Raw genomic sequence first — 25,774 nt, 5'->3', positions numbered from 1 at the left:
GGCGAGCCCCGTCTCGCTTGAGCTGTGTGACTAGCTTCTTGATGGCCTCCGGAGTATTCACGATCTCCCCCACGTACCGGACTTCACCGCCTGCCTGCGCCACCGCAACGGCGATCGTTTCCTGGTGGACATCCAAGCCCACRTACTTGCTAAACTTRTCCATGACCTGCCCCCTCAATTGTGGCTCTGGGCCTCTGGTTTAACCCACCTCAAGCCTAATCCACGCCGCTTGAGGTGCGGCAGGTCAATACATTTTGTCTAGGCGCTTCTCCTTCTGCGCTGGGCGCTAGGACTATGTCATGGTCGGCCATCGCAATCGCAAATGCCGAACGAGCCGCCTCTGCATAGGTCAAGGCTGCCTGAAACTCTTCCCCGGAGATTTCATTCCCGGCTCGAAGGAGCTGCTGGAACGCGGGGCTGAACCGCTCGGCGTGAGCCTCCGTCTCGGGCGCAAAGGACGCTACTGCTTCGTAGGCCATGATTGTGATCTGCGTCTCAGTCAACCGCTCGCATGCGTTCGGCAGCTCAAAGTCACGTACAACGGCTCCTGCGCCCGATAGCGTTCGCGCGGCTTCGTCCAGAGCGGCGCGGGAATCGGGGCTGGCTCAGGGGTATGGCACACCGCAACACGGACCGGGCTGGCCGGACGCTGCGAGGCTTTGGCCAGTTTAGAGTTCCGAGACAGCACGCCGACAAAGAAGGCCGCATCATCCACGCTGTGAGCCAGTACGCCAACGGTATCAAGGCTTGGTGCTAGGGGCTTCGTGCCCGCCTGCGGCAGTGTTGCCCGCGTCGGCCGTGGAGAAAGACGCTCGAGGCGGGTGTGCCTGGAAGCGACGATGGCATAACGCAAGTCTAGTGCCATAGACCCAGGCGGCAGCGGCGCGACCGAGTCGGCGAAACGGGCCGGTGGTCCGCACGCAAGCAGTTCGCCAACGGCGCACGATTCCATCCGCGGATGAAAGGACGCACCGATGGTCGTGGGTTCCCATTCCAAGGCCAGAACGGTCGCTGAGCAGTGAGGCTATGCTGATTCCGTCTCTAACGCGCGACTATTGTAAAGCTCACCTTCAGCGAGCAAATGAGCATATTGGGCCACGTCAAAGTTCGATTGATGAACTAGATTCTGAATAATGCGCGATTCCTTCCGGAGCAGGGCAAGAAATTCAATCTGTCGGCTGACAGGTAGGTGGTCTTCCAAGGCCGTGATACTGATTGCTCCGAGCGGCGCGCCATGGCTGTCTTGCACAACAATCCCAACGCCGCTCACGCCTTCGATGAGGCGGCTATCGTGCACGGCATACCCAACCTCCTGAGAGGCTCTCACAATCTCGAGCATTAGCGGGACGCTTAGCTTGCTGTAGCCGAACAAACGCCTCGCGTTGGCGCACACGATCCGCTCGATTTCATCGTCCGGTAGCGACATAAGCAGCGCAAGGCTTCCAGCCCCGACTCCCAGTGGCCGGTGCACGCCGATCTCCAGACTCGGGATATTGATGGCGTTCCGTCCTTCCGCACGTGCGACTGAGATGGCGTCCGCCCCGCTCCGGATCGTCATGAAAGCAATGCCGCCAGTTCCGTCTGCCAATCGTTTCAACGACGGCTCGCACAGGTGCCAGAGCTTGAAGTGAGAGGCCGCGGTCAGACCCAACTCGAAGAGACCATATCCCAGCAGGTACCGCCGGGAAGTCGCATGTTGCATCACCAATCCCTCCCGGATCAGGCAGTTGAGCATCCGATGGACGGTGGGGCGTTCGATACCGAGTTGCTTGGACAGATCAACTAGGCGTAAACCATGAACGCTATAGGAAGCAATCTCGCGAAGGATCCTTGCCGCGCGTTCGATACTCTGCGTGCCGGAATGCTTACTACGTTCAGAAAATGCTGGGGTAGGGGCCACCTTTTTCATTCTAAAGAGTCTCCTTCGATGCTTTCTCAACTGCTTGGTCCATATCGTGGACTTCTATTTTTACCAGGGAGCGTTGTAACTCATTGATCCTAAGGATATCTTTCTAACACGTTTGCGGCAAGCGACAATAGTCCATAAGATGGACGCCCCAAATCGGGGACACGAGATATTGTTTCATTAAGCGCCGCCTTAAAATAGTGCCTAAAGAAAGTTTCCTGCACCGTTATGAGACAAATGGGGAGTCTGCAATGAAGTCGATATTCAAAAGTTCGCTTCGCAATGTAACGGCATTTGCATGTGCTGTGATCTGTACGACGGTTGTCCAAATCGGCCATGCGCAGGAGCGCCAGCCCTGCATTGGCCTGTCGGGCGCACTGACGGGGCCGCAGGCCTTTACTGGACTGGCGGCTCGGATGGGGGCCGAGGTTGCGCTCGACGAGATCAACGCAAGCGGCGGTGTGCTCGGCAAGAAGCTCGTGCTCAAGGTGTATGACGACGGCGGTCAACCGCCCAAAGGCGTTGACAATGTCAGGCGCATCGCCATGGCCGACAACTGCATCGCCATACTCGGCGGATACCATAGTGGCGTTGCCCTCGCAATGCGTGAGCCCATCGAACAGATCGGCATCCCTTACGTCGGCGTCATGGCGGCGGGAACGAAAATCATCGAGCACGATTCGGGCAAGAATGCTTGGATGTTCCGGGTCTCGGCCAAGGACCGCTGGGTTGCGCAATACCTCTCGGATGTTGCGCTGCAAAAATCCTCGACCAAAAAAATCGCCGTCTTCTATGAAAATACAGGCTGGGGAAATGGGGCCGCTCCCGACGTTAAGGCGGCCTTGCAGGCTAAAGGCATCAGTCCCGTCGCCATGGAGACGTTCAACTGGGGCGACCAGGACATGACGGCGCAACTCATCCGGGCGCGGGATGCAGGCGCCGATGCGATCGTCATGTTTGCGTTGGACCGGGAAGGCAACCAAATTCTCCGTGGCATGGACAAGCTCAAATACAAGCCGGTAATCGCCAGCGCCTGGGGACTGGCGGGGAACCTGGGCGAACTCGCCGGCCCGTTGGCGAATGGAGTGTTGGTCTTCCAGACTTTTTCCTGGATGGGCAAGCAAGATCCCAAGACGGCCGCCGTGTACCAAAAAATTGCAGACAAATACAAGCTCAAGAGCCCTGCTGACCTGAAAATGGGGAGTGGCACCGCCAATGCATATGACGCCGTACATATCCTCGCAAAGGCTATTGCGGGCGCCGGAAGCTATGACCGTGTAAAGGTCCGCGACGCGCTTTACCGAGTCAAATATGAGGGCCTGGTGGCGAATTACGATCTGGCGTTCGGACAGGCGCAAGAGCAGCACGATGCAATCAAGCAGAAATACTACAAGCTCACTGCTTGGTATAACGGTTCACTGTTGCCGGTAGACCAGACTCCCTACAAGTAATCGCGCATTAACTATCCATAACGGAAGCATTGATTCGGATGCTTCTGCTGGATCTCTTTTTGCCCGAGTTTCCTGAAACGTATATCCAAAAGGATAAGAGGAGGGATCTGCAATGAGCTCCTTTGTGCAATACATCCTCAGCGGGCTGTCCATCGGGGCAATCTACAGCCTGATCGGCCTGGGGTTCTGCATCATGTGGTCAGCTTGTCGATCGGTGAACTTCGCCCACGGCGACGTCCTAATGGTCGGAGCTGTGATCGCCGTCGTCTCTATGGACGCGAATGTCCCAATGATGCTCGGGATCCCTGCAGCGATCCTTGTATGCATCGGATATGGCGTGCTAATCGAGCGATTTGCCGTTCGTCCGTTCAACAAGGACGGTACGGCGATCGGCTGGATGCTGACCACAATTGCCATCGGCATCATGGTGGAGTCGTATGCCACGATCAAGTTCGGATCTTTCGCGAGAGCCTTGCCTTCCCCCGGGGTAGACAAGCCCATCTCAATTCTGGGCGCCGGCGTCTACGCCCAAGAGCTCTTCATTCCTGCCTTTGCCGTCTTGTTCATGCTTGCATTGGACATCTTCTATCGACGGACCGTGCTAGGTCGTGCCATGCGGGCAGTTGCATTCAACCGAGTGGCAGCGGGTCTGATGGGCATCAACGTAAACCGCATCACTGCCATTTCCTTCGGCTTGGCTGCAGGTCTCGGGGGTGCCGCAGGGGTTCTCGTCGGACCGATCATCCAGGTCTCTACGACGATGGGCGTGCTCATTGGCCTCAAGGGCTTCGCCGTTGCGATCATGGCAAGCATCACGAGTGCACGTGGCGTAGTGATTACGGGTCTGCTCTACGGCGTCATGGAGAAATTCGTGGAAGGCTACATCAGCACAGCGGCACGGGAAGTCATCGGATTCTCAATCATGATTCTCGTGCTGCTCGCGTTCCCTCAAGGCGTGTTTGGCAGGAAGGAGGCGATGAAGGTATGAAAGCCGAAAAACTCAGGTCCTTGCTGTTTCCCTCGCTCGTCGGCGCGCTCGGCGTAGGGATGGCCCTGTTGCCCCAGCTTGTGTCGAACACCTATGAGCTGCGTATATGGATGCTTCTTACCATTTACGCGCTTGTCGCGCTTGGTCTAAACATCCTCGTAGGTCTCACGGGACTGGTGAGTCTGGGCCAGGCAGGACTCTTTGCCATCGGTGCCTATGTAGCCGCGATTCTGGCCGCCAAGCTTGGCGTCGGATTCGGCGCCACAATCGTAATTGCGATGATAGTGGCCGCGCTGTTCGGCGCGTTACTCGCCTACCCGACGGTACGTGTCAAGGGCGTCTATCTTGCCGTCATCACAATCGCATTTGGCATTATTGTTGAGAACGTTGCCATTGAGTGGCAGGGCGTAACAGGCGGAACAAACGGGATTTCGGCAATTCCTGGGCCCGCCTTTCTGGGCAAGGCGCTGGACGATACGGGATACTTCTATCTACTTGCAGTGCTGTTCCTCGCGGCGTACGTACTGCATTACAACACCATGAAGTCGCGCTTCGGGCGAGCGATGCGTGCGGTCAGTCAGAGCGAAATCGCGGCACGCTCGATGGGCATCAATCCCATTGCCATTCGAACGTTCTCGTTCGTCATTGCCGCAGCTTTTGCCGGGATGGCCGGCGGTCTGTATGCCTATCTGAACCTGTACGTCAACCCCGACACGTTCAGATTCGACGACTCGGTCCGATTCCTTCTGATGGTCATTCTCGGCGGCTCGGGAACCATCGTCGGGCCGGTGTTGGGTGCGACCGTTCTGACGTTCCTTCCGGAGTATCTGCAGGCATTCGGGGAGTGGCAACGTTTTGCCTACGGCGCACTTCTCGCGCTGGTCATGTTCTGTCTCCCGCTGGGCATCGTGGGTACCCTCTCAAATTTTCGCGGTCGGTTTCGCGCTTCCGTTAGCCGCGCATCCGAGGAATGGCCGCGGCTCAGCACGCGTATCAACACAATGCTGCAGGTCGATGCGCAACGAGGCGCGGTCTGCCTGAAGACAAAGGGACTGACGATGGCATTTGGCGGCCTGGTTGCCAACGATAACGTCAGTGAAGTTCTCAGGGCAGGGCAGGTTCATGCCGTCATTGGCCCCAATGGTGCAGGCAAGTCGACGTTCATCAACTGTGTTTCAGGATTCTACGCACCAACTGGCGGAGAGATCGAATTTCTGGGCGTCTCAGCCACTAGAAAGGTGAGCCACGAACTCGCAAGAATGGGGCTGGCACGAACCTTCCAGAACACGGAGCTGTTCGGCAACATGACGGTTCTCGAGAATGTTTTGGTGGGCTATCACACGCGCTTTGAAAGTGGATTGCTCTCGACCCTGTTCAGGATGCCTAGCTTCTTTCGTGATGAGAAGCGGTTCCAGGAAGAGGCGCAGGTTCTACTTGAGTACGTCGGACTGGCGGGCTTTGCCGATGAACTGGCCAAGAACCTCCCGTTTGGTCACCAGAGACGGCTGGAGATTGCGCGAGCGCTTGCCCTGTCACCCAAGCTTCTCTTGCTTGACGAGCCTGCAGCGGGCCTTACGCACGGCGAAATCGAAAGCCTCAGTGGACTGATCCGGGACCTTGCCGCACGTCACATGACGATGATTCTTGTCGAGCACCATGTGGACATGATCATGGCTGTTTCGGACCATGTAACCGTCCTGGATTACGGAAAAGTAATCGCATCGGGGCCGGTGGCCGAAGTCCGAAACAACCCTGCCGTGATTGAAGCCTATTTTGGCTCAAGCAAGTCACACGAAGATCCTGAGCCTGCGCTGGAGGTGCGGTCATGAGCAACCCCTTATTGAAGCTTGATGGCGTATCCGTGAACTATGGACGGATCGAAGCGGCACGTGCGGTTTCCCTCGAAGTTCACGAGGGCGAGTTCGTCGGCATCATTGGATCAAATGGCGCTGGCAAGAGCTCCACTCTCAAGGCCATCGCGGGGGTCGTGAAGCCGGTCTCTGGCGCCATTACCTTTGCAGGTAAACCTGTGCATGGCCGTGGTCCGCACGAAATGGTTGCGTGCGGAATCGCGATGGTGCCAGAGGGGCGTTACGTTTTCGCGGATCAGACCGTGGAAGACAACCTGATCCTCGGTGGCTACATACACGCTCAGCGAAAGGGCGTCACGTCCCTGCGGGGAGATATCGACAGGATCTACGACCTCTTTCCACGCTTGAAGGAGCGGCGATTGCAAGCTGCGGGTTCCCTCTCGGGTGGCGAGCAGCAAATGCTTGCGATTGGTCGGGGGCTATTGTCCAAGCCCAGGTTGTTGATGATCGACGAAGTATCTCTCGGTCTAGCGCCCAAGGTCCTCGACTTTCTGTTCCCGGTCTTGAAAGAGTTGAACCGGYAGGGCTTGGCAATTCTGCTCGTCGAACAACTGGCCGTGCAGGCACTTTCCGTAACCACTCGTGCTTACGTGATGGAGAACGGTCGCATCACCATGAGCGGTCCGTCGGCACAACTCGCCAGAAACCCGGCGGTGATGGAGGCATACCTGGGAAAGGCAGCTTGAAGTCTGCCGCCCTATTGGTCCTATTGGACCGTCGAATCACCGCTGTAATCGGCCGGCCGGTCGGTAAGAGGAATTCATGTGTTTTCACTGAGAGTAAGAAAGGAGAAGGGAAATGCCACAACGTATCGTTGACCTGACGCTGACGCTGTCTGACAACATGCCGGCGCACAAGCTGTTCCAGCGTCCGGTCGTCACGCCGCATCTGACGCATGAAAAGACACAGTCCTTTGGCTTGGGCGTGCCGGAAGACAAGATGACGTTCGCCACGACGTTCATCGCTACGATCGACCATATCGCGACGCACGTGGATGCGTTCTATCACACCAATCCGGACGGCTTGCCCGTGGACGAAATGCCGCTGGACATGTTCATGGGGAAGGCAGTCTGCTTCGATCTGACCCACATCCCGGACCTTGGCGATATTGACGTTAAGGATTTGGAGGAAGCGGAAGAGAAGGCAGGGGTGAAGGTGGATGGTCATATCGTACTGATGAACACCGGTCTCCATAAGCGCCACTACCCGAATGTTGAGGTGGTCTGGACCAATCCTGGCCTGACCGCGGAAGCTACGCACTGGCTGGCTGACCGGGGTTCCAAGCTGCACGGCGTCGAGGGGCCGTCCACCGACAAGCCCTCACATAACCTGTTCCCTAGCCACCGCGTTTGCCGAGATCGTGGCATTACCCACTACGAGTGGCTCGTGAATCTCGAGGAACTGGTCGGCAAGAAGGAATTCATGTTCTATGGCCCGCCTCTCAAGATCCATCAGGGCAGCGGTTCGCCGGTCCGGGCTTGGGCCGTTCTCGATGCCTGAGCGTGGCAACACAGTCTAAATGACAGGGGAGGCAGCAAATCGCTTGCTGCCTCCCAAGCAGCGGAGATACAAGACCATGACCGAAGCGAGCAACAACGACCAGCGGATTCCCATCACGCTGCTGACAGGATTTCTGGGTGCAGGCAAGACAACGCTGCTCAATCGCATCCTGTCGGATCCCTCGAGCGGTCGCATCGCCGTCATTGTCAACGAGTTTGGCGAGATTGGAATCGATGGGGACCTGATCGCCAAGTCGTCAGACGATATGCTAGAACTCAGCAACGGCTGTATCTGCTGCTCCAGTAAGGACGATTTCATCGGAGCCTTGTACAAGCTCTATATGCGCAAGGCGGGCCTCGTAGAACCAAAAGTCGATTTCGAGCGCATTATCATCGAGACCACGGGCCTTGCAGACCCGACCCCGCTTGCGCAGGCCTTCTACACGGATATGTCGCTAAGTCTGACCTACCGTCTGGACGCAATCGTGACGCTGGTGGATGTGGTGCACATCGAGGGCCAGGTCGAAGGCTCGCAGGAAGCGATGAGGCAGGTTGCTCTCGCCGATAAACTGGTGCTCACCAAGAGCGACCTGGCTACTGATCGTCAGCGCAAACGCGCCCATGAGATTGTCAATCGCCTGAATCCGCTGTCGCCTAAGGAGGTCGCTTCCTTTGGAAACCTGCGGGCGAACGCGCTCCTTGGCCTCGACTTGTTTGATCCGAATACCAAGCAGTCCGCGATCGCAACGTGGATTGGCGCAGAGCGTCCCCACCACGCCAGTCATGGTGGCCATGCGCATCAGCACGACACCTCCTGCACAGAGTGCGTGACCGGCCATGTGCATGGGCATGACCCGAGTCTGTCTCACCTTGCCGATATTGCCTCAATCAGTGTTCGAGAGCCGCGTCCACTCTCCTATGACAAGGTAATGAGGTTCCTCGCTCATCAGGTAGAGACGTACGGCAGCAACCTGTATCGGGTAAAGGGATTGCTTAATTTCTTTGAGATCGACAAACCGGTCATTCTGCAGGGAGTTCAAAGTGTATTCAGTCCGCTGACCTATGCAGAGGATTGGCCGCATGGCGAGGCGGAAACCCGTGTTGTGCTTATCGGTCGTGGTCTCGCAAAGGACCAAATCCTGGCGCAATTCGATCAGTGCGTCGCGAGCACGGAGCCGCAGCTTGATCGAGCGCTGGGTCTGATTTAAGTCGAAGAGGAAAGTAACCATGCAGGACTACGCATATTCGTCGGCACTTCATTTGCGCGAGGCAATCCTGAGCAAGGCTCTTTCACCGGTCGAGGTCATGAAGGAGTGTCTGACACGTCTGGAAGCGGTCGAGCCGCTGTTGAACTGCTTCGTGACCAGAACACCTGACCTGGCTATGGACGCTGCCAGGTCGGCAGAAAGGGCTCTGATGGCCGGGGAACCCGTGGGCCTGCTCCACGGATTGCCCATCTCGGTCAAGGATCTCATCTCCGTGGGCGGTGTGAGGCAGACGTTCGGCTCGCGCTCAATGGCCAGCAATATTGCGAAGACGGATGCGCCGGCCGTAGGGCGCATCAAGCAGGCGGGCGCATGCATTGTGGGAACCACGACCACCAGTGAATTCGGGTGCAAGGCTGTTGGCGATTCTCCGCTCACCGGCGTGACGCGAAATCCGTGGAATACGGAGTGTACGCCGGGCGGATCAAGCTGCGGTGCGGCTGCCAGCGTGGCGGCCGGCGTTACACCATTCGCACTGGGTACCGATGGCGGCGGATCGATCCGCGAGCCTGCGGCACTTACCGGCCTGTTTGGCATCAAGGCTCAGTTCGGGCGCGTGCCGGTGTTCCCCGCCTCAGCCACACCAACGCTGGCGCATGTCGGTCCTCTGGCGCGCACCGTTAGAGACGCCGCTCTCCTATTGTCGGCAATCGCCGGGCACGATAGGCGCGATCCGTTCTCGGTCGCCGCTCCCGTGCCGGCGTGGCTTCAAGCCTGCGATCTACCAGTCAAAGGCATGCGATTGGCATGGAGCCCCACTCTCGGTTATGCGAAGCCAGACCAAGAGGTCCTGAGCCTCTGCGAATCCGCAGTGAGGGTTTTTGAGAAGTTGGGATGCGAGGTTGTCGAACTACCGGAAGGAATTGGCCCAGACCCGGACCAGCTCTGGATGGCAGAATTCTATGCGGGAGTGGGGACACGGTTGAACGGCACACTGAGCGAGTCGCGGGAGAGCCTCGATCCGGCTGTGGCATCACTTCTCGACAAGGCGCTCGACCAGTCGCTACTGCAGTACTACACGAAAGTGTTCGCGCGTTACGAGTTTCGCGAAGGGATCCGCGCGATGTTCGAGTCGTTCGATTTGCTCCTCACACCTACAACGCCCGTGCCGGCGTTCCCGGTGAACGTGGATGTACCGCCTCAGTTTGCGGGACGAAATCCCTGCACCTGGCAGTACTACACATACCCGTTCAACCTCACCGGGCAACCCGCCGCGTCACTACCGGTAGGGTTCACACCGGCAGGCTTGCCAGTAGGACTTCAATTGGTCTCGAGGATCAATGCTGAGACCGACATTTTCCGAGCAGCCTCCGCATTTGAAATGGAGAAGCCATGGGTGAATATAAGGCCGCCTTGTCTCTGAAGACCCATCTTCAATAAAGCCAAGCACTGACCTCACGTCCAGAAGCGCGACACAACGGCGCCAGGAAAATTTTCAGAAGCCGATATTAGCAGTGGTGCAGTGGTTATGCTCGGAATTAGGGCAGGGAATGTTGCGCGCGAAGAACGAGCGACTTCTGAATAAAGGAGCGTTATCCCGTGGTTCACATAATGGACTTGTTTATTTAATAACAGGTCACGGATTAGGTTTGATTTCACATATATTCGCTATTGAATGTGTCAGAGGTCGAGACCTAAAAGTACGGGCGTGAATCAATCAGAGGATGGGGGTGAGTTGTGTCTTCAGTGGAGTTACAAATGGAAGCCACCAGTGATGGCCGGCACAGGGTAAAAATCGGTGCGTACATGGACCTGATGACGCGCGTTGCCATTGCGCGTCCACGTTTCGTATTGGGTTACGTCATCGTCATTGCAGTGGTTGCCTGCGGTGCTCTGGCGCCGATGATCAGTTCATTTTCGCCGATCCAGGCAGATCCGTCACAGGTCTTGCAACCGCCAAGCTGGTCACATTTGCTAGGTACGGATTCGGTGGGGATGGACATCTTCAGCCGAACCATCTACGCGCCTCGGATCGACCTGACGATTGCCATTTCCGCCACCCTGATCTCGGCGTTGATCGGTTCGCTGATCGGATCCTTTGTCGGCTACTACGGCGGTGCTCGCGGTTTTCGCTCATGGCTCAGCGTTGGCGTGATGCGGACCGCGGACGTCGTGCAGGCGTTTCCAGTGTTCGTGCTGGCCATCGCGCTGGTGGCCAGCCTGGGACAGAGCTTGCCGACCGTCATCGCGGCGATTGCATTCGTCAACGTTCCAATCTATCTGCGGCTCATGCGCGGACAGGTCCTGGCGATCCGGGGCGCCCGTTATGTCGAGGCGGCACGCGTTGCCGGCCTATCGGACTGGGGCATCATCCGGCGCCATGTCATTCCAAATGCGATGTCACCCGTATTGGCGCAGCTCTCCGTGAACATTGGGTGGGCGGTACTTCTGACCGCAGGCCTCAGTTTTGTTGGGGCTGGGGTACGGGCTCCGACACCCGAATGGGGCAGCATGATCGCCATGGGCTTTCAGGACCTGGTAACGGGCTATTGGTGGCCTTCGCTCTTTCCCGGCCTAGCGCTCGCAATCACGGTATTCGGCTTCGCCTTGGTCGGCGCGAGCATCGAAACCTTGGCTGATCCCGTGAAGCGTCGCGCCCTTATCAGCGAGCTTCCGGCTCGTGGTCAGCGGATCCAAGGCTAAAAGGAGCAACCACCATGCAGATTCTTAAGTATGTCGGTCGTCGGATGCTCCTTGTAGTTCCGCAGATCATTGGCATCGTCTTCGTAAGCTTTTTGCTCGTGAAGACGATCCCCGGCGATCCCGCTGTCCTGATGCTCGGCCCTACAGCGACGCCGGATGCCATCGCCTCGCTGCGGGAAAGCATGAGCTTGGACAAGCCGCTCCCTGTGCAGTTCGGTCTTTACCTGAAGAACCTGGTGAAAGGCGACATGGGCACATCTTGGCAGACGACCCGCCCTGTTCTCGAGGATCTAGTAACGAGGTTTCCGGCGACGTTGGAACTGGTCACCGCAGGTTTGCTGGTTGCCGTCTTGATTGGGCTGCCTCTCGGATTGATCTCAGCATTTCGACCCAGAAGCTGGCTCTCGAAGGTTGCGGACTTCTACAGTCTTATCGCCGGATCCCTTCCAGACTTCTGGCTGGCGCTGGTGCTTATCTACGTGTTCTATGCGCTCCTTGGGCTAGCGCCAGCGCCTTTGGGTCGCATCGACCTGGCAATCATGCCACCGCCGCATGTTACTGGAATGTACACGGTTGATTCGCTGATCGCGATGGACTGGGAGGCCTTCAAATCTTCCGTGTCGCATCTTGTCCTTCCCGTGCTGGCACTCGGCCTGATCAATGCCGGGCCGATCTTCAAGATGACACAGTCCACTGTGGAAAGGATGCTGCATTCGGACTTCAGCAGATTTGAAGTGCTGTGCGGTATGCCGCATCGGTTGGTAGTCGCCCACGCGCTGCGCAATGCGGCGCCGTCGATCCTCACCATCGTAAGTGTGCTGTACGGGTTTCTGATTGGTGGTGCGGTGCTGATCGAGATTGTGTTCAGTTGGGGTGGGGCAGGGCAGTACGCGGTCCAAGGGGTTCTCAATGCCGATCTGTATCCAGTGCTCGGCTTCGTACTGTTCTCTGCGGTCTTTTCCCTGTTCGTCTACCTGATCGTCGACCTGCTGTATTTCGTTGTCGACCCGCGGTTGGCACATTGAATGGTGTTCGATATGAACAAAAACGCTTCTCTCCGATCCGGCCTGCCGGATCCGCTGAAACGCAATGCGCTGAGCATTCGGGACTTGCGGGTTGAGTTTCCGAAGGCAATGGGTGCACCGTCGGTAGCGATCAACAGTCTTGATATCGATATTGCGCCCGGGTCCATCCTGGGATTGGTGGGCGAATCAGGCGCAGGAAAGACAACGCTCGCCAGGTCGATTCTTAATCATCCCCCCGCACCGGGTCGCATTACCAACGGGAAGATCTGGTTTGACGGCGTCGATCTCCGGCAGCTATCCGAAAGGGAGCAGCAACGCAAGCGCGGGCGCGACCTGTCCATCGTGGTACCCAACCCACGTGGTGAACTCAATCCGCTGATCCCGGTCGGCGAACAGATTGCGACTCGAGCTCGCGTCCATCTCAAGCTCGATAAGAGAGCCGCCAGTGCCAAGGCGCTGGACATGCTGCGTAAGGTCCAGATTCCTGACCCCGAGCGACGCATGAACGCGTATGCGCATGAACTGTCCGGTGGGATGGCACAGCGCGTCGTCATTGCGATGGCGCTGGTCTGCTCACCGCGCTTCGTAATTTCCGACGATGCCACAAGCGGTCTGGACGTTACCGTCCAGGCGCAGATTCTGAAGACGATGCGTCAGCTATCTCAAGAGCAGGACAGCGCAATGCTGTTCATCACGAGAGATATTGGGATCACAGCACATTTCTGCGACCGGGTGGCTGTCATGTACGCGGGGGAGGTGCTAGAAGTCGCTTCTCGCAACGCCCTCTTTCTTCGCCCTCGGCACCCCTACACCATCATGCTGATGGCTGCTTTCTCCCACAACGCGAAGCTGCGCAATGACTGGCACAGGTCGGCATCGGGTGGTGCGGATCGAAAGTCTGGTTGCTGCTACGCCGATCGTTGCCCCATGGCGCAACAGAAATGCAGGGAGCAAGCGCCGGCACTGGTGGACCTGGCCGATGGCCACTCGGTACGGTGTCATTTTCCAGTGGAGCGAGCATGACGAAGCTACTTGAAGTGAATGGATTGCGTAAGCGGTTTCCTATTGCAGGCTCACGCAGCGTGGTTCAGGCCATCAACGGCGTTTCCTTCAACATTCAGCCGGGTGAGACGCTTGGATTGGTCGGCGAAAGCGGATCGGGGAAGACTACCGTGGGTCGGTGCATTCTCGGCCTGATCGAGAAGTCCGATGGATCGATTCAGTTTGACGGCCGCGACACCGGCTCGCGGCAAGCGCAGCGAAACGTAAGTGGAGAGATGCAGTTGGTCTTTCAGGAACCTGGTGAGTCCCTGGATCCACGGTATCGGGTTGGGCAAGCGATCGAGGAGCCCCTGCTCGCCCAGCGCATGGGGGCCGGCGAGCGGCGGACACGGGTGCTTGAAGTCGCGGCGCTCACCGGATTGCCACGTGAACTGCTTGAGCTGTATCCGACGGAGCTGAGCGCGGGACAACAACAGCGTGTGGGCATTGCTCGAGCCATGGTGACGCGACCAAAGCTCGTTGTACTGGATGAGCCGACGTCTGCCTTGGATCCGACAGCGCGCGCAGAAATTATCGAACTGCTGATGGGGATTCAGAAGGAGCTGGGGACTTCCTATCTGTTCATTTCGCATGACCTCAGCACCGTCCGCTTCATTAGCCATCGCGTGGCGGTTATGTACCTGGGGATGATAGTTGAGCAGGGCGATGCCGCGAAGGTCTTCGCGGAGCCTCGGCATCCATACAGCGCGGGACTGCTTTCCGCAGTCCTGCTGCCACATCCGGACTTTTCGTTCGATACAAGCGTGAACCTCTCGGGAGAGATTCCAAGTCCAATCAATCTGCCTGAAGGCTGTTTTCTGGCCAAGCGGTGTCCATTTGCGGTCGACCGCTGTCGGAAAGAAATGCCTCCTCCGGAAGATCTTGGGGGCGGCCATATCGTTCACTGCTTCAGGCATCAGGAGGTGGCGAAGCTCGACCGCGCTGCCGACACGTTCGCGGAGTTCCAGCAGGAAGCGGAACGGGTACTCGGGAAGCCGCCAGTTGCATTGTCAATGTAAGAAGGGAGGGAGATTCAAGATGGGAAAACTGACTGGAAAGAAGGCTGTGGTTACAGGTGGTGCGAGGGGAATCGGGCGCGCTATCGCATTGGCGTTTGCCCGCGAGGGCGCCGATGTCGCCGTGCTTGATCTTCGGAAGGAGGATGCCGTCCGCGCGGCCGCAGAAGTCGCTGAACTTGATGTCGAGGGTCTGGCGGTCGCGGCGGATGTGGCCAGCGAATCCTCCGTCAATGCGGCACTTGCGGAGGTCGAGGCGGCACTCGGGCGCATCGACATTCTGGTSAACAACGCTGGCTTTGACAGCGCATCTCACGTGGTCAATATGACGACCGAAATGTGGGACCGGATGATCGACGTCAATCTGCGCGGGGTATTCCTTTGCACGAGAGCTGTGCTGCCGGGCATGCTGAAGAACAAGCATGGCCGGATCATCAATCTCAGTTCGCAATTGGCGCACAAGGGCGCTCCCGAGATGGCGCACTACGTGGCGGCGAAGGCGGGTGTGATCGGCTTTACCCGGTCTCTTGCGTATGAAGTCGCCCGGGAGGGAGTCACGGTCAACGCCATCTGTCCTGGTCCGGTAGACACCGAGCTCTTCCGTGGCCTGCCCGAAGCATGGCGTGCCAAGAAGCTTTCCGAGTTGCCCATCGGCCGCATGGCGTCCGTCGAGGAGATTGCACCGTCGGCGGTCCTGTTGGCGTCCGACGAAGGCGCCTATTTCATTGGTGCCACTCTGAATCCCAACGGCGGCGATTACATGATTTGAGCGGGGACAGGGGAGCTCCAAGCTTTAGACGAAAGAGTTCCCTTCAATTCTCAGAGTTCCGAACGGAGATGATGACGCGTGAACGCCTAGCGCCGGTCGGAAATCGATATGGAACAGGATGGAGGATGTCATGGGTGATCCGAAGAATAGCGGCAATGACAAGCAGGCCAGCCAGGGCCGGCGAGAATTCTTGAAGAAGGGCACGGCGCTCACCGGCGCGGCTGCCCTGGGCGGGGCGCTAAGCCCCTTGTCGGCACAGGCGCAGAGTACGGCGAAGACGTTAGTGATAGCGGCACCTGCCACCCCACAAAGTCTCGACATCGAATTCGACGTAAGCCTGGGCTCGGTGGACTCGCTGGGCGCACTGTACGATTATCTCGTGGCATACGAGAAGATCCCCGACCCGCAAAGCCCTACTGTGCTTCGCGAGGATACGTCCATTCACGCGGGAAGGCCAAACAACATGGCGCTCAAGGGAAGCCTGGCAGAGAGCTGGGACGTCTCGAAAGACGGCCGGAGGGCCGTGTTCAAACTTCGGGAAGGCGTGCGGAGCAATTGGGGCAACCTCCTCAGCGCCGAGGACGTAAAGTGGACGTGGGATCGCAAGTTCAATCTGAAGGGGATGGGGCCGTTCCTGACCGCTACGCTCGGTCTGAAGAAGCCCGATCAGATCAAGATCGAAGGGCCGATGGCCATTTCCTTCAATCTCGATGAACCGAATCCCCTGCTGCTGAAGCTGCAGGCTGCGTTGAACAATCCCATCTACGACGCAAAAAAATGCAAGTCCGCCGGCGGCGCAACCGACCCGTGGGCGACCAACTTCCTGCAGAACGAGAGTGCGGGATTTGGGCCCTACAAGGTCGAAAAAATCATGCGCGGCCAGCAGGCCATATTCAAGGCCAGAAGTGATTACTGGGGACCGAAGCCTTTTATGGATACGGTAATCATGCGCGAAGTTCCCACTTCGGCAACCCGGCTATCGCTTCTTGCGGGAGGCGCCGTCGATATCGCGCAGTATCTTCAGCCGCGCGAATACTTGAGCCTGAAAAACAATCCGAACGCGACGTACGACGCCGTGAACTCGTCCTACATGTTGTGGCTGGAGTTGAATGCCAAGGTGGCTCCACTGGACAATGTCAAGGTCAGACGGGCGTTGAACTTCGCGATCCCGCATGCGGACGTCATCAACACGATCTACTACGGCCTGGCTGACAAGCTGAGTGCACCGATGCCGCGGATCTATCCTATGGCGACGAGCGAATTCGGTCGCTACGATTACAACCTGGAAATGGCGAAGAAGCTGCTGGCTGAGGCGGGATTTGCGAGCGGCTTCAAGACGACGCTCAGCTACAACGCAGGGGATCCTGTTCAAGAGCCTATCGCCCTGATGTATCAGACGGCACTGCGGAAGATCGGTGTCGATCTGCAGCTTGAGAAATTGCCAGCCGGGGTCTTCTACGAGGCAGTCACCAAGCGGCAGAAGCCGATTATCTTCTATCTCGACTCGCCTTGGGTATCTGACCCCGGATACTCGATGTTTCTTTACTTCCATCAGAAGAGTTTCGTCAACTATAGCAACTATGCGAACGCAAAGGTGAACGGGGAGATCGAGCGTGGGCTCGCGACGCTGGACAATGACGTCAGACAGAAGGTCTACCGCGACGTGCAACGCATCCTGATGGAAGACGCGCCGTGGGGATTCCTGACGAACCCGAAGTTCACGCTGGCCAGAAAGAAGAATCTGAAGGGGTTTACCTACTACACCTCTAACAATCTTCGCTTCCAGGATTTTTCTCGCGCGTAGCGTTCGGCTGCCGTGACCGGAAAGTGAATGATGAGGCCTGATCCCTGCTTTGCTGCCTCTGCCACGCGCTTGCCCAAAGCGCGAAAGTAAACGCGATTTCGACAAAGTTTACAAGCGAAGTTCGCGAGTCATTGAAGGTAAACGCTTCATTGGGGGCCGCCGTCGGCGCCGAGATGTGTATAACGCTATGGCCTTATGGTTGCTACGCCGCTCCGAACGCAAATTTCCGGCAGTGCTCCAAGTAACCCACTTCATGGCCCGCAATCAAATCGACAACGCTCGACCAAAGCCAGGATGGGGCATCGAGTTTCTTGGAACGGTTTGCAGCCAACTCGGTGAGCCACAAACGCTGAGTTTCGATATCCATCTGTCTTGCGTGGGCCCGACCAACTACCTCGCCCAGGAACATGGCTACTCGCCCGGCTTCATCCTGCGTAAGGGAGTCAATTTCGAGCTTTAGGTCTTGTGGTAGCAGCTCGCGCAGGAAAACCGATTTGCCCAAAATCTGTGCAGGCAACATTCTGTCGCCCAATGATGGTGAAAGATGTCTCGCGCCTTCCAAAACGCGTTCTCCATTCCCTCTAGGCATCGCGGATTTAGGGTATCTCGGTGCTGCGGCTTTGATTGCCTCTTTGATATCAACCAGACAGAGCTCCGGTGCCGATGCATTATCGCCGCCAACCTCAAGCAAGACTGCGAAGCGCAGGCGTCCGAGAGAGCTACATCCCTTGACCCAGTAAGCAGCGTCGACGACGTTCACATGTACTCCCTCGTCGCGGGAAGTCAGCAGGGTCGCGAGGTGGGAAATCTCTCGGCGCTCAAAGAGTGAATGGATTGCTGTCTTTTCTTCGCTGGAAAGAGGCCAAAACCGCTTTCCTAGAGGGATTGTCGGTGTAGTGTCTTTGATGCGTTCATGGGCGAGATCCTTCCACTCTCTGTCCAAGGCCAGGCGCATTACCGTGCGCACTGCCGCTGGCCTGCGCGAAATGGGCCCCGCAACAGCATCCACATTATTGAATGCGCTCTGATAGCCAACGATTAGATTCTCCATCATTCGCGCGGTGATGATGCCGGGCAAATCGGACCCTCGCGCCGCTGTTGCTAGCGAAAGAGCAAGTCGGATGATGTCGTGAGCCGGATTGCCTATGACTGTCTGGTCGAGGTCCCGGACGTCAATCTCTACACTTCCTTGCATGTTTGCCACAGGGCCCAAATTTCCTACGTGACAGTCTCCGCAAATCCAAATTGCTGGCCCTTCCGGGAGCGTATGTGGTTGCTTGGCTTTCAGCCACTCATAAAATTTTTTCGTGTTACCGCGTACGTAGGCGTGGGCAGAGCGCGCCATCTTCAGGTTCCTGCAGTTTGCGAGATGCGTTTGGCGAGCGTCGGGAGCAGGAAGGTCGAACTTCTTAGAAGAGGACATAGCTATTGCCAAGCAAGGTCGAAGTCCAATTCTAACGCTCGGAATTACTGTCTACGGTGATGTAGCGCGCAGGGAAGGCTCACTCGCGCGAAATCCGGGCAAGTCTCCAGGCCCGGACAGGACTCGTTCACCGGGGAGGTGAATTTCAGGCGGTGCCATCGATCGTCGATCTCGGTATAAATGATAACCAAAAAGCACTTCTTAAAAATAAACTTGGCAGGGAGCTTGTCGTCCGGCGGTTGGCGCGGAGGGGGCTGGAATCCGGTGGGCATGGCAAACTACTGTATGGATGCACAGCGTCGGTGCTCCTCTACGCCACCGGACCGGAGATTGCCATGACCTACGAACCCTCGGCGTTCTCGCCCGGTACATTGCCCGGAGTCGGCGATCACAGTCGAGCGAGATTCCCGGTCGCGTGCGATCGGAATCACTGATTATCTTCAGCGAAAGACGCACCGGAGGTCTTAGACGTGCAGAAAGATGAAGGAACTGGTCGGATCGAGGCGTTTAGCGATGGTGTCTTCGCCATAGCCATCACGCTCCTCGTTCTGGATATAAAGGTGCCTAGTCACGCCGCGGTCGAACGGCAGGGCTTGGCACACTTGCTAGCAGCGCTCTGGCCCAGCTATCTGGCCTTCACTACCAGCTTTATAACGATCCTGGTGATATGGGTGAAGCACCACTGGATGTTCACCCTGATTCAAAGAAGCGATCATGCTTTCCTTTACTGGAACGGCCTGCTGCTTTTCTTTGTGACCGTCCTTCCTTTCCCGACGGCGCTACTCGCAGATTACCTGCTCCATCCCGAGGCGAAAGTGGCGGCGAACTTGTACACAGGAACGGTCCTCGCGATCTCTCTCGCCTTCAGAGTGCTGTGGTGGCACGCTACGAAGGATAAACGGCTACTGGCAGTACACGCGACCAGTGCCACAACAACCGAGGCGAAGCAGATCACTCAGCAGGACAGATATGGCCCGGCCCTCTATTTGGTGGCGTTCGGGTTGTCTTTTCTATCGGAAGGTGTGAGTATCGCCCTTTGCCTGTTCCTGGCATTGTATTTTTCGTTCCGGGACTGGCTGACGAAGAGCTAGGATGAACTGGCCCACCTCCGCAACCAACATGGGCGCGCTCCTTGAGCGCTTCGCGCGGCCTCCACGCACCGCCAAATAATCCAGATCGTCTATCCCTCCCCGTCCAGCTTTTGCGAAACAGGAGAAACAGAGGCACATGCACCAACTTCCAGGTGGAGATCGTTTTTCAGTCTACTCATCGAGGGCCGGGCGGCGCATAGGACTGCCCTCTGGAGCCAGACTGATCCGATGCATCTGAATGACCACAATGTCCGACAGCGTACCGACTGCCCGGCCAATCCATGTCAGCCTGACTTCACCAGACAGGTCATGCCGCATGGCGCGGATACCTTCGCATCGGGTTCGCAGATTCCGGTCCCCTTGGCGAGATGTCAGCGTTGGACTGGTCAACTTACGGAGTCGGGAAGGAGAGGTTCCATGTTAGGAACAGTATTGCTGGTCGTGCTTGTGCTTATCCTGGTCGGTGCGATGCCGACCTGGCCGCGTCGGCCTGACAATGATCGCGGGACGGCGCGCGCGCCGGCGCCGTCCCTGTTCCGATCTCACGTTGGCAACAAAGGCGTTCATGTGCACGCCTGTCAGGTACGGATGAAGCGAGATGGCCATCACCCTTGGCGTCGTGACTCCCTCTTTATAGAGTTGGGCGAACTGATCACGTCCTCTACGAAAGATCTCGTCTGACGGCTGCTGCTGAATGGCAGACATGACGACGTCGTTCAACTCAACGGTGTATGGCACGGATACAACGGACCCGTTTCGGGTCTTAACGGGAACTGGTTGGTCATCGAGTACCCAGTCCGCGACATACTCAATTCCGGCCTCTGCAAGCAGATCGATTGTGTCGCCGTTCTCGGTGAGTCCTGGACTCTCCCAGCCGCGAGGAGGCTTGCCGGTGAAGCGACGGATTGCTTCAATTGTCTGCGCGATTTCTGCAGCCTGGTTCTCAACGCGATGCATGGGTTTCTGTGTATAGCCGTGACCCATGAATTCCCAACCGGCATCATGCGCGGCCTGACACGCTTCAGCGTATTCGTGTATCGCAGAACCGTTCACCGCCAGCGTGGCGCGGATGCTCCTGCTTTCAAGTACCTCGAGAAAGCGCCAGAATCCGACACGCATCCCGTATTCGTGCCAGTACCAGTTCGGGATATCTGGCAGTAGCGGCTGCCCCATGGGCGGCGACAGTACGGAACGCGGCATGGCGTCATGGGGAAGCCAGTTCTCTACGTTGACGATTGTCCACACTGCGATCCGCGCTTGGTCGGGGAGAGAGAAGGGGCGCCGATTAGCGATCGGTTCATACGGAACTCTGTCGCGCGACGAGAGGACACTCCTGTTTTCATTCATAGCTAGCTTCAATTAATTTCAATGCACGCAAATCGTGCGTAGTTATAAGCGGTCATGGAGACCTGTTATCGTGGCCGTCTCTCGATATTGAGCGACTCAATTGGGCCGATAGAAATTTTTTCGCCTGGAGCCGCAAAGTTTTCCTTGTCTATCTATCGGTTGATAGATAATATTCACGCCATGGACAGCGATGCAGCAGCCAAGCACTTGCAAAGTGCAGCAGTCCACGCAATGCCAAGCAGTTTGTCAGTACCGGAGGCGGTTTTTTATTTTAACTCTCGCTATCTATCTAGCAATAGATAGTTCCAGGCGAAGGCGACGAAAAGGAACCGCCAAATACGCAGCACAAACATCGGCCCGCGATCCGCTATCCAAACCAGGATCGCCCGGCCCATCGCAAGGGGAACATCATGAACGCCAAGACCATCCTGACCGCCGCCACCATCGCCGCCGCTTTCGTAGCGGGAGTTGCCCAGGCTGCCCCACAAAAGGCCGGCGAAGCATATGGCTATTCCTATCGCGTCAACGATCAGCGCAGCGCCTTCACAGATGGCGCTCGCATCACCAGCCGCGACCCCTACACGGACGGTGCCCGCATCAGCAACCGTGATGGCTACACGGACGGCGCGCGTATCAGCAATCGCGATGGCCTGACGGCAAGCATCGGCAACCGCGACGTCTACACCGAAGGCGCGCGGGCCTGATATCGACTCCATTCGCCACGACCCGGCGTTGATCGCAGACGGTGCCCGATACGGGCACCGTCTGCACACACGCTCGTGGCGTGAAGTGGTCGAGCAAATGCTCGACCACGCCGCCAATCCTGCCTACATTCCTACTGTTGTGTGCGCGCAAGGTCAATGCGGCGTGCGGCACCGGCAACAAGTCATGGAATCCTCACAGGAGATAGCGCCATGGGCAAGCTCACGGGCAGGGCAGCGGTCGTCACTGGGGCGTCAAAAGGCATCGGCGCTGCGATAGCGCAAGCTCTCGCGGCGGAAGGCGCGGCCGTCGTTGTCAATTACTCCAGCGGCAAGGAAGGTGCCGACAAAGTCGTCGCCGCCATCACGGCCGCAGGCGGGAAGGCCGTTGCGGTTGGCGGCGATGTAACCAAACGTGCTGACGCGGAAGCCATTGCCGATACTGCGATCAAGCATTTCGGCCGCCTCGACATCCTCGTCAACAACGCAGGGATTTATGAATTCGCTCCGATAGAGGAAGTCACGGAAGAGCATTTCCATAAACACTTCAATATCAACGTGCTGGGCATGCTGCTTGTGACCCAGGCGGCTGCCAGGCACCTTGGGGAGGGGGGCAGCATCATCAACACGAGTTCGGTTGTGAGCCGCACTACGCCTGCGGCGAGTGCCGTCTACAGCGGCACGAAAGGCGCTGTCGACGCGATCACGGGCGCACTTGCGCGCGAACTGGGGCCGCGCAAGATTCGCGTCAACTCCATCAATCCTGGGGTGGTCGTGACCGAAGGCACCCATAGCGCGGGAATCATTGGTTCCGATTTTGATGCTGCAGCCGTTAGCCAGACACCTCTTGGCCGCCTTGGACAGCCGGACGACATCGCGGCCGTGGCGGTGTTTCTCGCATCGGACGATGCGCGGTGGCTCACCGGCGAACACTTGATTGCAAGCGGGGGCCTTCGCTAGCCCCGCTCCCGGACAAATGCCGGCTCAGTGGTGAGCCACGGTTGTGCATACGGATGTGATACCTGTCCAGAGGTGGCACACGATCAGAGCACGACCAGCGAGACATTGATGTTGCCGCGCGTGGCATTCGAATAGGGGCAGAGCTGATGGGCCTTGTCCACCAGTGCCTGCGTGGCGACCCGATCAAAGCCAGGGATGGAGATCTTCAGTTCCACGTCGATACCGAAACTTGAGGCGGTGGGACCAATGGCAACAGCACCGTCGACGCGCGTATCGGCCGGCAGCACGGCCTTGTGCCGGCCGGCTGCGAAGCGCATCGCACCGACAAAGCACGCCGAGTATCCCGCGGCAGACAATTGCTCGGGATTTACGCCGTCGCTGGTTGCGTAGTCAGGCCAACACCTTGGTATGTTGTTCGAATTCGTGGCGACCACGTTGCAGGCAATGCCCCGGGCCACCGCGTGGTTACCTGCTGTCAATGACCAAAGAACGTAATCGCTTGGCCGTTCAGCCGCGAGCGGCTCACGACAGTCCCGATAAACCGGCCGGACGCGAAGTCAAAGGCCACTGCGGCGTCGCGCGCCACGCAGTAGAGTACGCCGCCCGGGCCGAACCGCAATCCACGCGGCCGATGCAACGGGACGTCATGCGGGGGGCTGAATACGCGGACAAGCTCACCGCTGGTTCCATCGTATTCCCGTATGGATGCAACGGCGTTTGGCGCTCCGAATGGGTATTCGCTCGAGACCAGCACGTTGCCGCCGGGGGCCACGGCCAAATCCAGAGGGCTCACCTCGGCGTCGTCAATGAACGAAGTCGCTGTCAGCGACGGACCCCGACCAAATGCAAGGATGGTGTTTTGGCCGGCGCCGTCCGGGCCTATGCCGGAGGCAAGAAAGAGTCGTCCGTCGGCAGCGAACCCAAAGCCACGCGGAAACGGAACGGTGCCGGGAGGTAGCACCCGAACCGGAGGGCCGTTCAGATCAGGGGAGAACGCCACGATCGTCTTCTCCGACCGCAGACCGACATAGTAGCGACCATCCGGTCCAACCACGCCGCCACCGGCATTCAGGCCAGGAATCCGGCCGCTATCAAGAACGACTTGGCCATCAGAATCGAGCGCCAGGATTCGGTCATCGCCACTATTCAGATACAGAAGCTTGCCGTCGGCGCTCGTGCACATGCCTCGGGGATCGGCAATCCGGACGTCATTCGAAAACGCCTCTCCGCATTGTCCATCCGCCGCGAACGTGAGCAACGTGCCGAAGCCGTCGCCATTAGCGCCCGACGCGCTGGTCACTAGTAAGGGCAAGATCGTTCCTCTCTGCTAGCCCTCGGCATTCGGCGCGCCAGGGTTTCCGCCCCGTCGCCAGATGCCGAGGAAAATGATCCTCAGCACAGGTCAGGCCAGGGCCGCCGCGTCGTGAGTGGGATAGTCGGTGTAGCCCTGATAGTCACCGCCATAGAACGTTGAACGGTTGTAGCGGGACAGCGGGACGCCATGGCGCAGACGCAGGGGCAGATCGGGGTTTGAGATGAACAATCGGCCGAATGCCACGAGGTCCGCGCCTCCTTCCGCGACGATCTGCTCGGCGCTGTCGCCGGTAAAGCCGCCAGCGACCATCAGGGTCCCCTTGAACCAGCGGCGAATATCGCCAGACCAGACGGCGGCTTCGCCGGCGCCAATGTCGACGATACCCCTGACGCGTGGTTCGATCACATGCAGGTAGGCCAGGTCATAAGCGTTCAGCTTATCCGCAACGTACCGGAAGGTGTTGTGTGAATCACTGTCCGACATCGTCCCATAGGTACCGCTCGGCGAAAGGCGTACGGCCACCTTGCCCCGTCCCCATACGGAAACGACCGCATCGAGCGTGTCAAAGAGGAAACGCGCGCGGTTTTCGACAGGGCCGCCATAGGCATCCGTCCGGTGATTCGTGCCATCCAGCAGAAACTGTTCGAAGAGGTAACCGTTCGCGGCGTGCAGCTCAACGCCGTCGAAGCCAGCCTCCTTGGCCAGGATCGCGCCCCGGCGGAACTGCTCTACGATCTCTGGAATCTCGTGCAGCGCCAGCGGCCTGGGGAGGACCAGTTCGGCCTCCGTGATGTTGCCATCCTCGTCCCGTATGGCGGCATGTTCGAGGGAGAGCAGGGCAGAAGGGGCAACAGGTGTTTCGCCACCGGTGTTGGCCGGGTGTGCCTGGCGACCCGCGTGCCAGATTTGCAGAAAGATGCGTGCGCCTTTCGCGTGGACAGCGTCGACCACGCGTTTCCATCCCTTGACCTGGGCCTCCGTATAGATGCCTGGCGCATCGACGTAGGCAATGCCAAGCGGCGATACGGCAGTCGCGTCCGAAATGAGCAGCCCGCCTTTGGTGGCCCGCTGCGTATAGTAGTCGACCATCAGATCGCCAGGCACGTTGCCGGGCTCAGTGCGCATACGGGTGAGTGGCGCGAGTACCACGCGATGTTCGACTTCGTAAGGTCCGACGGCTTTGCTGCTGAATAGGTTCTTCATTGCTCCTGCTCCAGGAAATGAGTGACGGTGAAAATATGATCGTCGCAACGTCGATTGAGCAGAAGGGGCCGCAGGGCGATAACAGTCATTCCCGGGGGGAATGGCGTACCGGGCGGATCGGCGATTGGCGACGCCTTCGCGCAGTCTTCACGCAGATGTCGATAGATCCTATGTAGCGGAGAGGCAATCCACTGATAGATAGAATCAGCGTGTCGAGGCTTGGCCTAATGGAGGGCATCATGCGCACAGATCTGGCAGATACGACGTACACCGGGCATATGGTGCTGGCGGTGTCACTTGAGCTGGCGGCGGCCAAGTGGATGGTTGCACTGCACGACGGCCGTCGTGATAGTCCTACAGTACACACCGTCGCGCAACCGCAGGCTACGCTGCGGCTGCAGGCAGCGCTGGCCCTGACTGAACGGTACAAGGAACAAGGAGGAGTGGTCGCTGCCG

The 25,774-nt window shown here is 58.1% G+C and carries 22 protein-coding genes and 4 pseudogenes; 18 read left to right on the top strand and 8 right to left on the bottom strand.

Going from position 1 to position 25,774, the window contains the following annotated elements; translation table 11 throughout:
• From AC1DQ3_RS35430 to AC1DQ3_RS35420, 3 genes and pseudogenes are all read right to left on the bottom strand, one after another.
• A pseudogene (locus tag AC1DQ3_RS35430) lies at positions 1-163 on the bottom strand (IS110 family transposase); the annotation flags it as partial.
• 336 nt (positions 164-499) lie between these two features.
• Positions 500-865: an amidase family protein gene (locus tag AC1DQ3_RS35425; protein WP_477124755.1), complete on the bottom strand. Its 366-nt coding sequence runs from the start codon at positions 863-865 to the stop codon at positions 500-502.
• 159 nt (positions 866-1,024) lie between these two features.
• The gene (locus tag AC1DQ3_RS35420; protein ID WP_477124754.1) at positions 1,025-1,909 is read right to left on the bottom strand and encodes an IclR family transcriptional regulator; all 885 of its coding nucleotides are present in this window, start codon (positions 1,907-1,909) and stop codon (positions 1,025-1,027) included.
• A 248-nt stretch (positions 1,910-2,157) separates the two neighbouring features.
• Between AC1DQ3_RS35420 and AC1DQ3_RS35415 the strand changes: the two genes are divergently transcribed.
• From AC1DQ3_RS35415 to AC1DQ3_RS35355, 13 genes are all read left to right on the top strand, one after another.
• The gene (locus tag AC1DQ3_RS35415; RefSeq protein ID WP_477124753.1) at positions 2,158-3,357 is read left to right on the top strand and encodes an ABC transporter substrate-binding protein; all 1,200 of its coding nucleotides are present in this window, start codon (positions 2,158-2,160) and stop codon (positions 3,355-3,357) included.
• A gap of 112 nt (positions 3,358-3,469) precedes the next feature.
• Positions 3,470-4,345, top strand: coding sequence for a branched-chain amino acid ABC transporter permease (locus AC1DQ3_RS35410; protein WP_477124752.1), 876 nt, complete (start codon positions 3,470-3,472; stop codon positions 4,343-4,345).
• The gene (locus AC1DQ3_RS35405; RefSeq protein ID WP_477124751.1) at positions 4,342-6,174 is read left to right on the top strand and encodes a branched-chain amino acid ABC transporter ATP-binding protein/permease; all 1,833 of its coding nucleotides are present in this window, start codon (positions 4,342-4,344) and stop codon (positions 6,172-6,174) included. The genes AC1DQ3_RS35410 and AC1DQ3_RS35405 overlap by 4 nt, the downstream gene beginning before the upstream one ends.
• A complete protein-coding gene (locus AC1DQ3_RS35400; protein ID WP_477124750.1) occupies positions 6,171-6,902 on the top strand; it encodes an ABC transporter ATP-binding protein in 732 nt (243 codons plus the stop codon). The genes AC1DQ3_RS35405 and AC1DQ3_RS35400 overlap by 4 nt, the downstream gene beginning before the upstream one ends.
• Before the next feature lie 112 nt (positions 6,903-7,014).
• Positions 7,015-7,716 (top strand): cyclase family protein, encoded by a 702-nt coding sequence (locus AC1DQ3_RS35395; protein ID WP_477124749.1) that lies wholly within the window; start codon positions 7,015-7,017, stop codon positions 7,714-7,716.
• 76 nt (positions 7,717-7,792) lie between these two features.
• On the top strand, positions 7,793-8,923 hold the full coding sequence (locus AC1DQ3_RS35390; protein WP_477124748.1) for a CobW family GTP-binding protein: 1,131 nt from the start codon (positions 7,793-7,795) through the stop codon (positions 8,921-8,923).
• A gap of 19 nt (positions 8,924-8,942) precedes the next feature.
• Positions 8,943-10,343, top strand: coding sequence for an amidase (locus tag AC1DQ3_RS35385; RefSeq protein ID WP_477124747.1), 1,401 nt, complete (start codon positions 8,943-8,945; stop codon positions 10,341-10,343).
• A gap of 335 nt (positions 10,344-10,678) precedes the next feature.
• On the top strand, positions 10,679-11,623 hold the full coding sequence (locus AC1DQ3_RS35380; RefSeq protein WP_477124746.1) for an ABC transporter permease: 945 nt from the start codon (positions 10,679-10,681) through the stop codon (positions 11,621-11,623).
• Positions 11,624-11,637: 14 nt separating this feature from the next.
• Positions 11,638-12,648: an ABC transporter permease gene (locus tag AC1DQ3_RS35375; RefSeq protein ID WP_477124745.1), complete on the top strand. Its 1,011-nt coding sequence runs from the start codon at positions 11,638-11,640 to the stop codon at positions 12,646-12,648.
• The gene (locus AC1DQ3_RS35370; protein WP_477124744.1) at positions 12,649-13,671 is read left to right on the top strand and encodes an ABC transporter ATP-binding protein; all 1,023 of its coding nucleotides are present in this window, start codon (positions 12,649-12,651) and stop codon (positions 13,669-13,671) included. It abuts the gene before it with no gap.
• The gene (locus tag AC1DQ3_RS35365) at positions 13,668-14,708 is read left to right on the top strand and encodes an oligopeptide/dipeptide ABC transporter ATP-binding protein (RefSeq protein ID WP_477124743.1); all 1,041 of its coding nucleotides are present in this window, start codon (positions 13,668-13,670) and stop codon (positions 14,706-14,708) included. Before AC1DQ3_RS35370 ends, AC1DQ3_RS35365 begins: the two co-directional genes overlap by 4 nt.
• Before the next feature lie 19 nt (positions 14,709-14,727).
• Entirely contained in the window at positions 14,728-15,474 is a 747-nt protein-coding gene (locus AC1DQ3_RS35360; RefSeq protein WP_477124742.1) for an SDR family NAD(P)-dependent oxidoreductase, read from the top strand.
• Positions 15,475-15,604: 130 nt separating this feature from the next.
• Positions 15,605-17,278: an ABC transporter substrate-binding protein gene (locus AC1DQ3_RS35355; RefSeq protein ID WP_477124741.1), complete on the top strand. Its 1,674-nt coding sequence runs from the start codon at positions 15,605-15,607 to the stop codon at positions 17,276-17,278.
• 202 nt (positions 17,279-17,480) lie between these two features.
• Here the strand turns inward: AC1DQ3_RS35355 and AC1DQ3_RS35350 are convergent, their stop codons facing one another.
• Positions 17,481-18,701, bottom strand: a complete 1,221-nt coding sequence (locus AC1DQ3_RS35350) for a DUF2252 family protein (RefSeq protein ID WP_477124740.1) — start codon at positions 18,699-18,701, stop codon at positions 17,481-17,483.
• A gap of 470 nt (positions 18,702-19,171) precedes the next feature.
• On the opposite strand from AC1DQ3_RS35350, the gene AC1DQ3_RS35345 reads away from it, so the two are divergent.
• Together AC1DQ3_RS35345 and AC1DQ3_RS35340 are read left to right on the top strand one after the other, a co-directional pair.
• Positions 19,172-19,792 (top strand): TMEM175 family protein, encoded by a 621-nt coding sequence (locus AC1DQ3_RS35345; protein ID WP_477124739.1) that lies wholly within the window; start codon positions 19,172-19,174, stop codon positions 19,790-19,792.
• A gap of 228 nt (positions 19,793-20,020) precedes the next feature.
• Positions 20,021-20,248: pseudogene (locus AC1DQ3_RS35340) on the top strand (hypothetical protein); the annotation flags it as partial.
• Here AC1DQ3_RS35340 and AC1DQ3_RS35335 read toward each other — a convergent pair.
• A complete protein-coding gene (locus AC1DQ3_RS35335; RefSeq protein WP_477124738.1) occupies positions 20,213-21,139 on the bottom strand; it encodes a polysaccharide deacetylase family protein in 927 nt (308 codons plus the stop codon). The pseudogene AC1DQ3_RS35340 and the gene AC1DQ3_RS35335 overlap by 36 nt on opposite strands.
• Positions 21,140-21,549: 410 nt before the next feature.
• Between AC1DQ3_RS35335 and AC1DQ3_RS35330 the strand changes: the two genes are divergently transcribed.
• Together AC1DQ3_RS35330 and AC1DQ3_RS35325 are read left to right on the top strand one after the other, a co-directional pair.
• On the top strand, positions 21,550-21,843 hold the full coding sequence (locus AC1DQ3_RS35330; RefSeq protein WP_477124737.1) for a hypothetical protein: 294 nt from the start codon (positions 21,550-21,552) through the stop codon (positions 21,841-21,843).
• 210 nt (positions 21,844-22,053) lie between these two features.
• Entirely contained in the window at positions 22,054-22,800 is a 747-nt protein-coding gene (locus tag AC1DQ3_RS35325) for a glucose 1-dehydrogenase (RefSeq protein ID WP_477124736.1), read from the top strand.
• A gap of 83 nt (positions 22,801-22,883) precedes the next feature.
• Here the strand turns inward: AC1DQ3_RS35325 and AC1DQ3_RS35320 are convergent.
• The 3 genes and pseudogenes from AC1DQ3_RS35320 to AC1DQ3_RS35310 all read right to left on the bottom strand — a co-directional run.
• Positions 22,884-23,186, bottom strand: a pseudogene (locus AC1DQ3_RS35320) (Ohr family peroxiredoxin); the annotation flags it as partial.
• An 89-nt stretch (positions 23,187-23,275) separates the two neighbouring features.
• Positions 23,276-24,112, bottom strand: a complete 837-nt coding sequence (locus tag AC1DQ3_RS35315; RefSeq protein ID WP_477124735.1) for an NHL repeat-containing protein — start codon at positions 24,110-24,112, stop codon at positions 23,276-23,278.
• A gap of 90 nt (positions 24,113-24,202) precedes the next feature.
• Positions 24,203-25,318, bottom strand: coding sequence for an alkene reductase (locus tag AC1DQ3_RS35310; protein WP_477124734.1), 1,116 nt, complete (start codon positions 25,316-25,318; stop codon positions 24,203-24,205).
• Between the two features lie 239 nt (positions 25,319-25,557).
• On the opposite strand from AC1DQ3_RS35310, the pseudogene AC1DQ3_RS35305 reads away from it, so the two are divergent.
• Positions 25,558-25,774 (top strand): annotated as a pseudogene (locus tag AC1DQ3_RS35305) (IS110 family RNA-guided transposase); the annotation flags it as partial.

Source organism: Cupriavidus sp. 01T418, assembly GCF_056398885.1.
Note: the sequence above shows the minus strand (reverse complement) of the source record. Positions and strands in the feature narration are given on the sequence as shown.

Coding starts and splice junctions, on each gene's coding strand:
- AC1DQ3_RS35325 (WP_477124736.1), top strand. CDS start 22,054: ATGGGCAAGCTCACGGGCAGGGCAGCGGTCGTCACTGGGGCGTCAAAA.
- AC1DQ3_RS35415 (WP_477124753.1), top strand. CDS start 2,158: ATGAAGTCGATATTCAAAAGTTCGCTTCGCAATGTAACGGCATTTGCA.
- AC1DQ3_RS35365 (WP_477124743.1), top strand. CDS start 13,668: ATGACGAAGCTACTTGAAGTGAATGGATTGCGTAAGCGGTTTCCTATT.
- AC1DQ3_RS35390 (WP_477124748.1), top strand. CDS start 7,793: ATGACCGAAGCGAGCAACAACGACCAGCGGATTCCCATCACGCTGCTG.
- AC1DQ3_RS35310 (WP_477124734.1), bottom strand. CDS start 25,318: ATGAAGAACCTATTCAGCAGCAAAGCCGTCGGACCTTACGAAGTCGAA.
- AC1DQ3_RS35355 (WP_477124741.1), top strand. CDS start 15,605: ATGGGTGATCCGAAGAATAGCGGCAATGACAAGCAGGCCAGCCAGGGC.
- AC1DQ3_RS35385 (WP_477124747.1), top strand. CDS start 8,943: ATGCAGGACTACGCATATTCGTCGGCACTTCATTTGCGCGAGGCAATC.
- AC1DQ3_RS35380 (WP_477124746.1), top strand. CDS start 10,679: ATGGAAGCCACCAGTGATGGCCGGCACAGGGTAAAAATCGGTGCGTAC.
- AC1DQ3_RS35330 (WP_477124737.1), top strand. CDS start 21,550: ATGAACGCCAAGACCATCCTGACCGCCGCCACCATCGCCGCCGCTTTC.
- AC1DQ3_RS35370 (WP_477124744.1), top strand. CDS start 12,649: ATGGTGTTCGATATGAACAAAAACGCTTCTCTCCGATCCGGCCTGCCG.
- AC1DQ3_RS35395 (WP_477124749.1), top strand. CDS start 7,015: ATGCCACAACGTATCGTTGACCTGACGCTGACGCTGTCTGACAACATG.
- AC1DQ3_RS35335 (WP_477124738.1), bottom strand. CDS start 21,139: ATGAATGAAAACAGGAGTGTCCTCTCGTCGCGCGACAGAGTTCCGTAT.
- AC1DQ3_RS35425 (WP_477124755.1), bottom strand. CDS start 865: ATGGCACTAGACTTGCGTTATGCCATCGTCGCTTCCAGGCACACCCGC.
- AC1DQ3_RS35350 (WP_477124740.1), bottom strand. CDS start 18,701: ATGTCCTCTTCTAAGAAGTTCGACCTTCCTGCTCCCGACGCTCGCCAA.
- AC1DQ3_RS35405 (WP_477124751.1), top strand. CDS start 4,342: ATGAAAGCCGAAAAACTCAGGTCCTTGCTGTTTCCCTCGCTCGTCGGC.
- AC1DQ3_RS35410 (WP_477124752.1), top strand. CDS start 3,470: ATGAGCTCCTTTGTGCAATACATCCTCAGCGGGCTGTCCATCGGGGCA.
- AC1DQ3_RS35375 (WP_477124745.1), top strand. CDS start 11,638: ATGCAGATTCTTAAGTATGTCGGTCGTCGGATGCTCCTTGTAGTTCCG.
- AC1DQ3_RS35420 (WP_477124754.1), bottom strand. CDS start 1,909: ATGAAAAAGGTGGCCCCTACCCCAGCATTTTCTGAACGTAGTAAGCAT.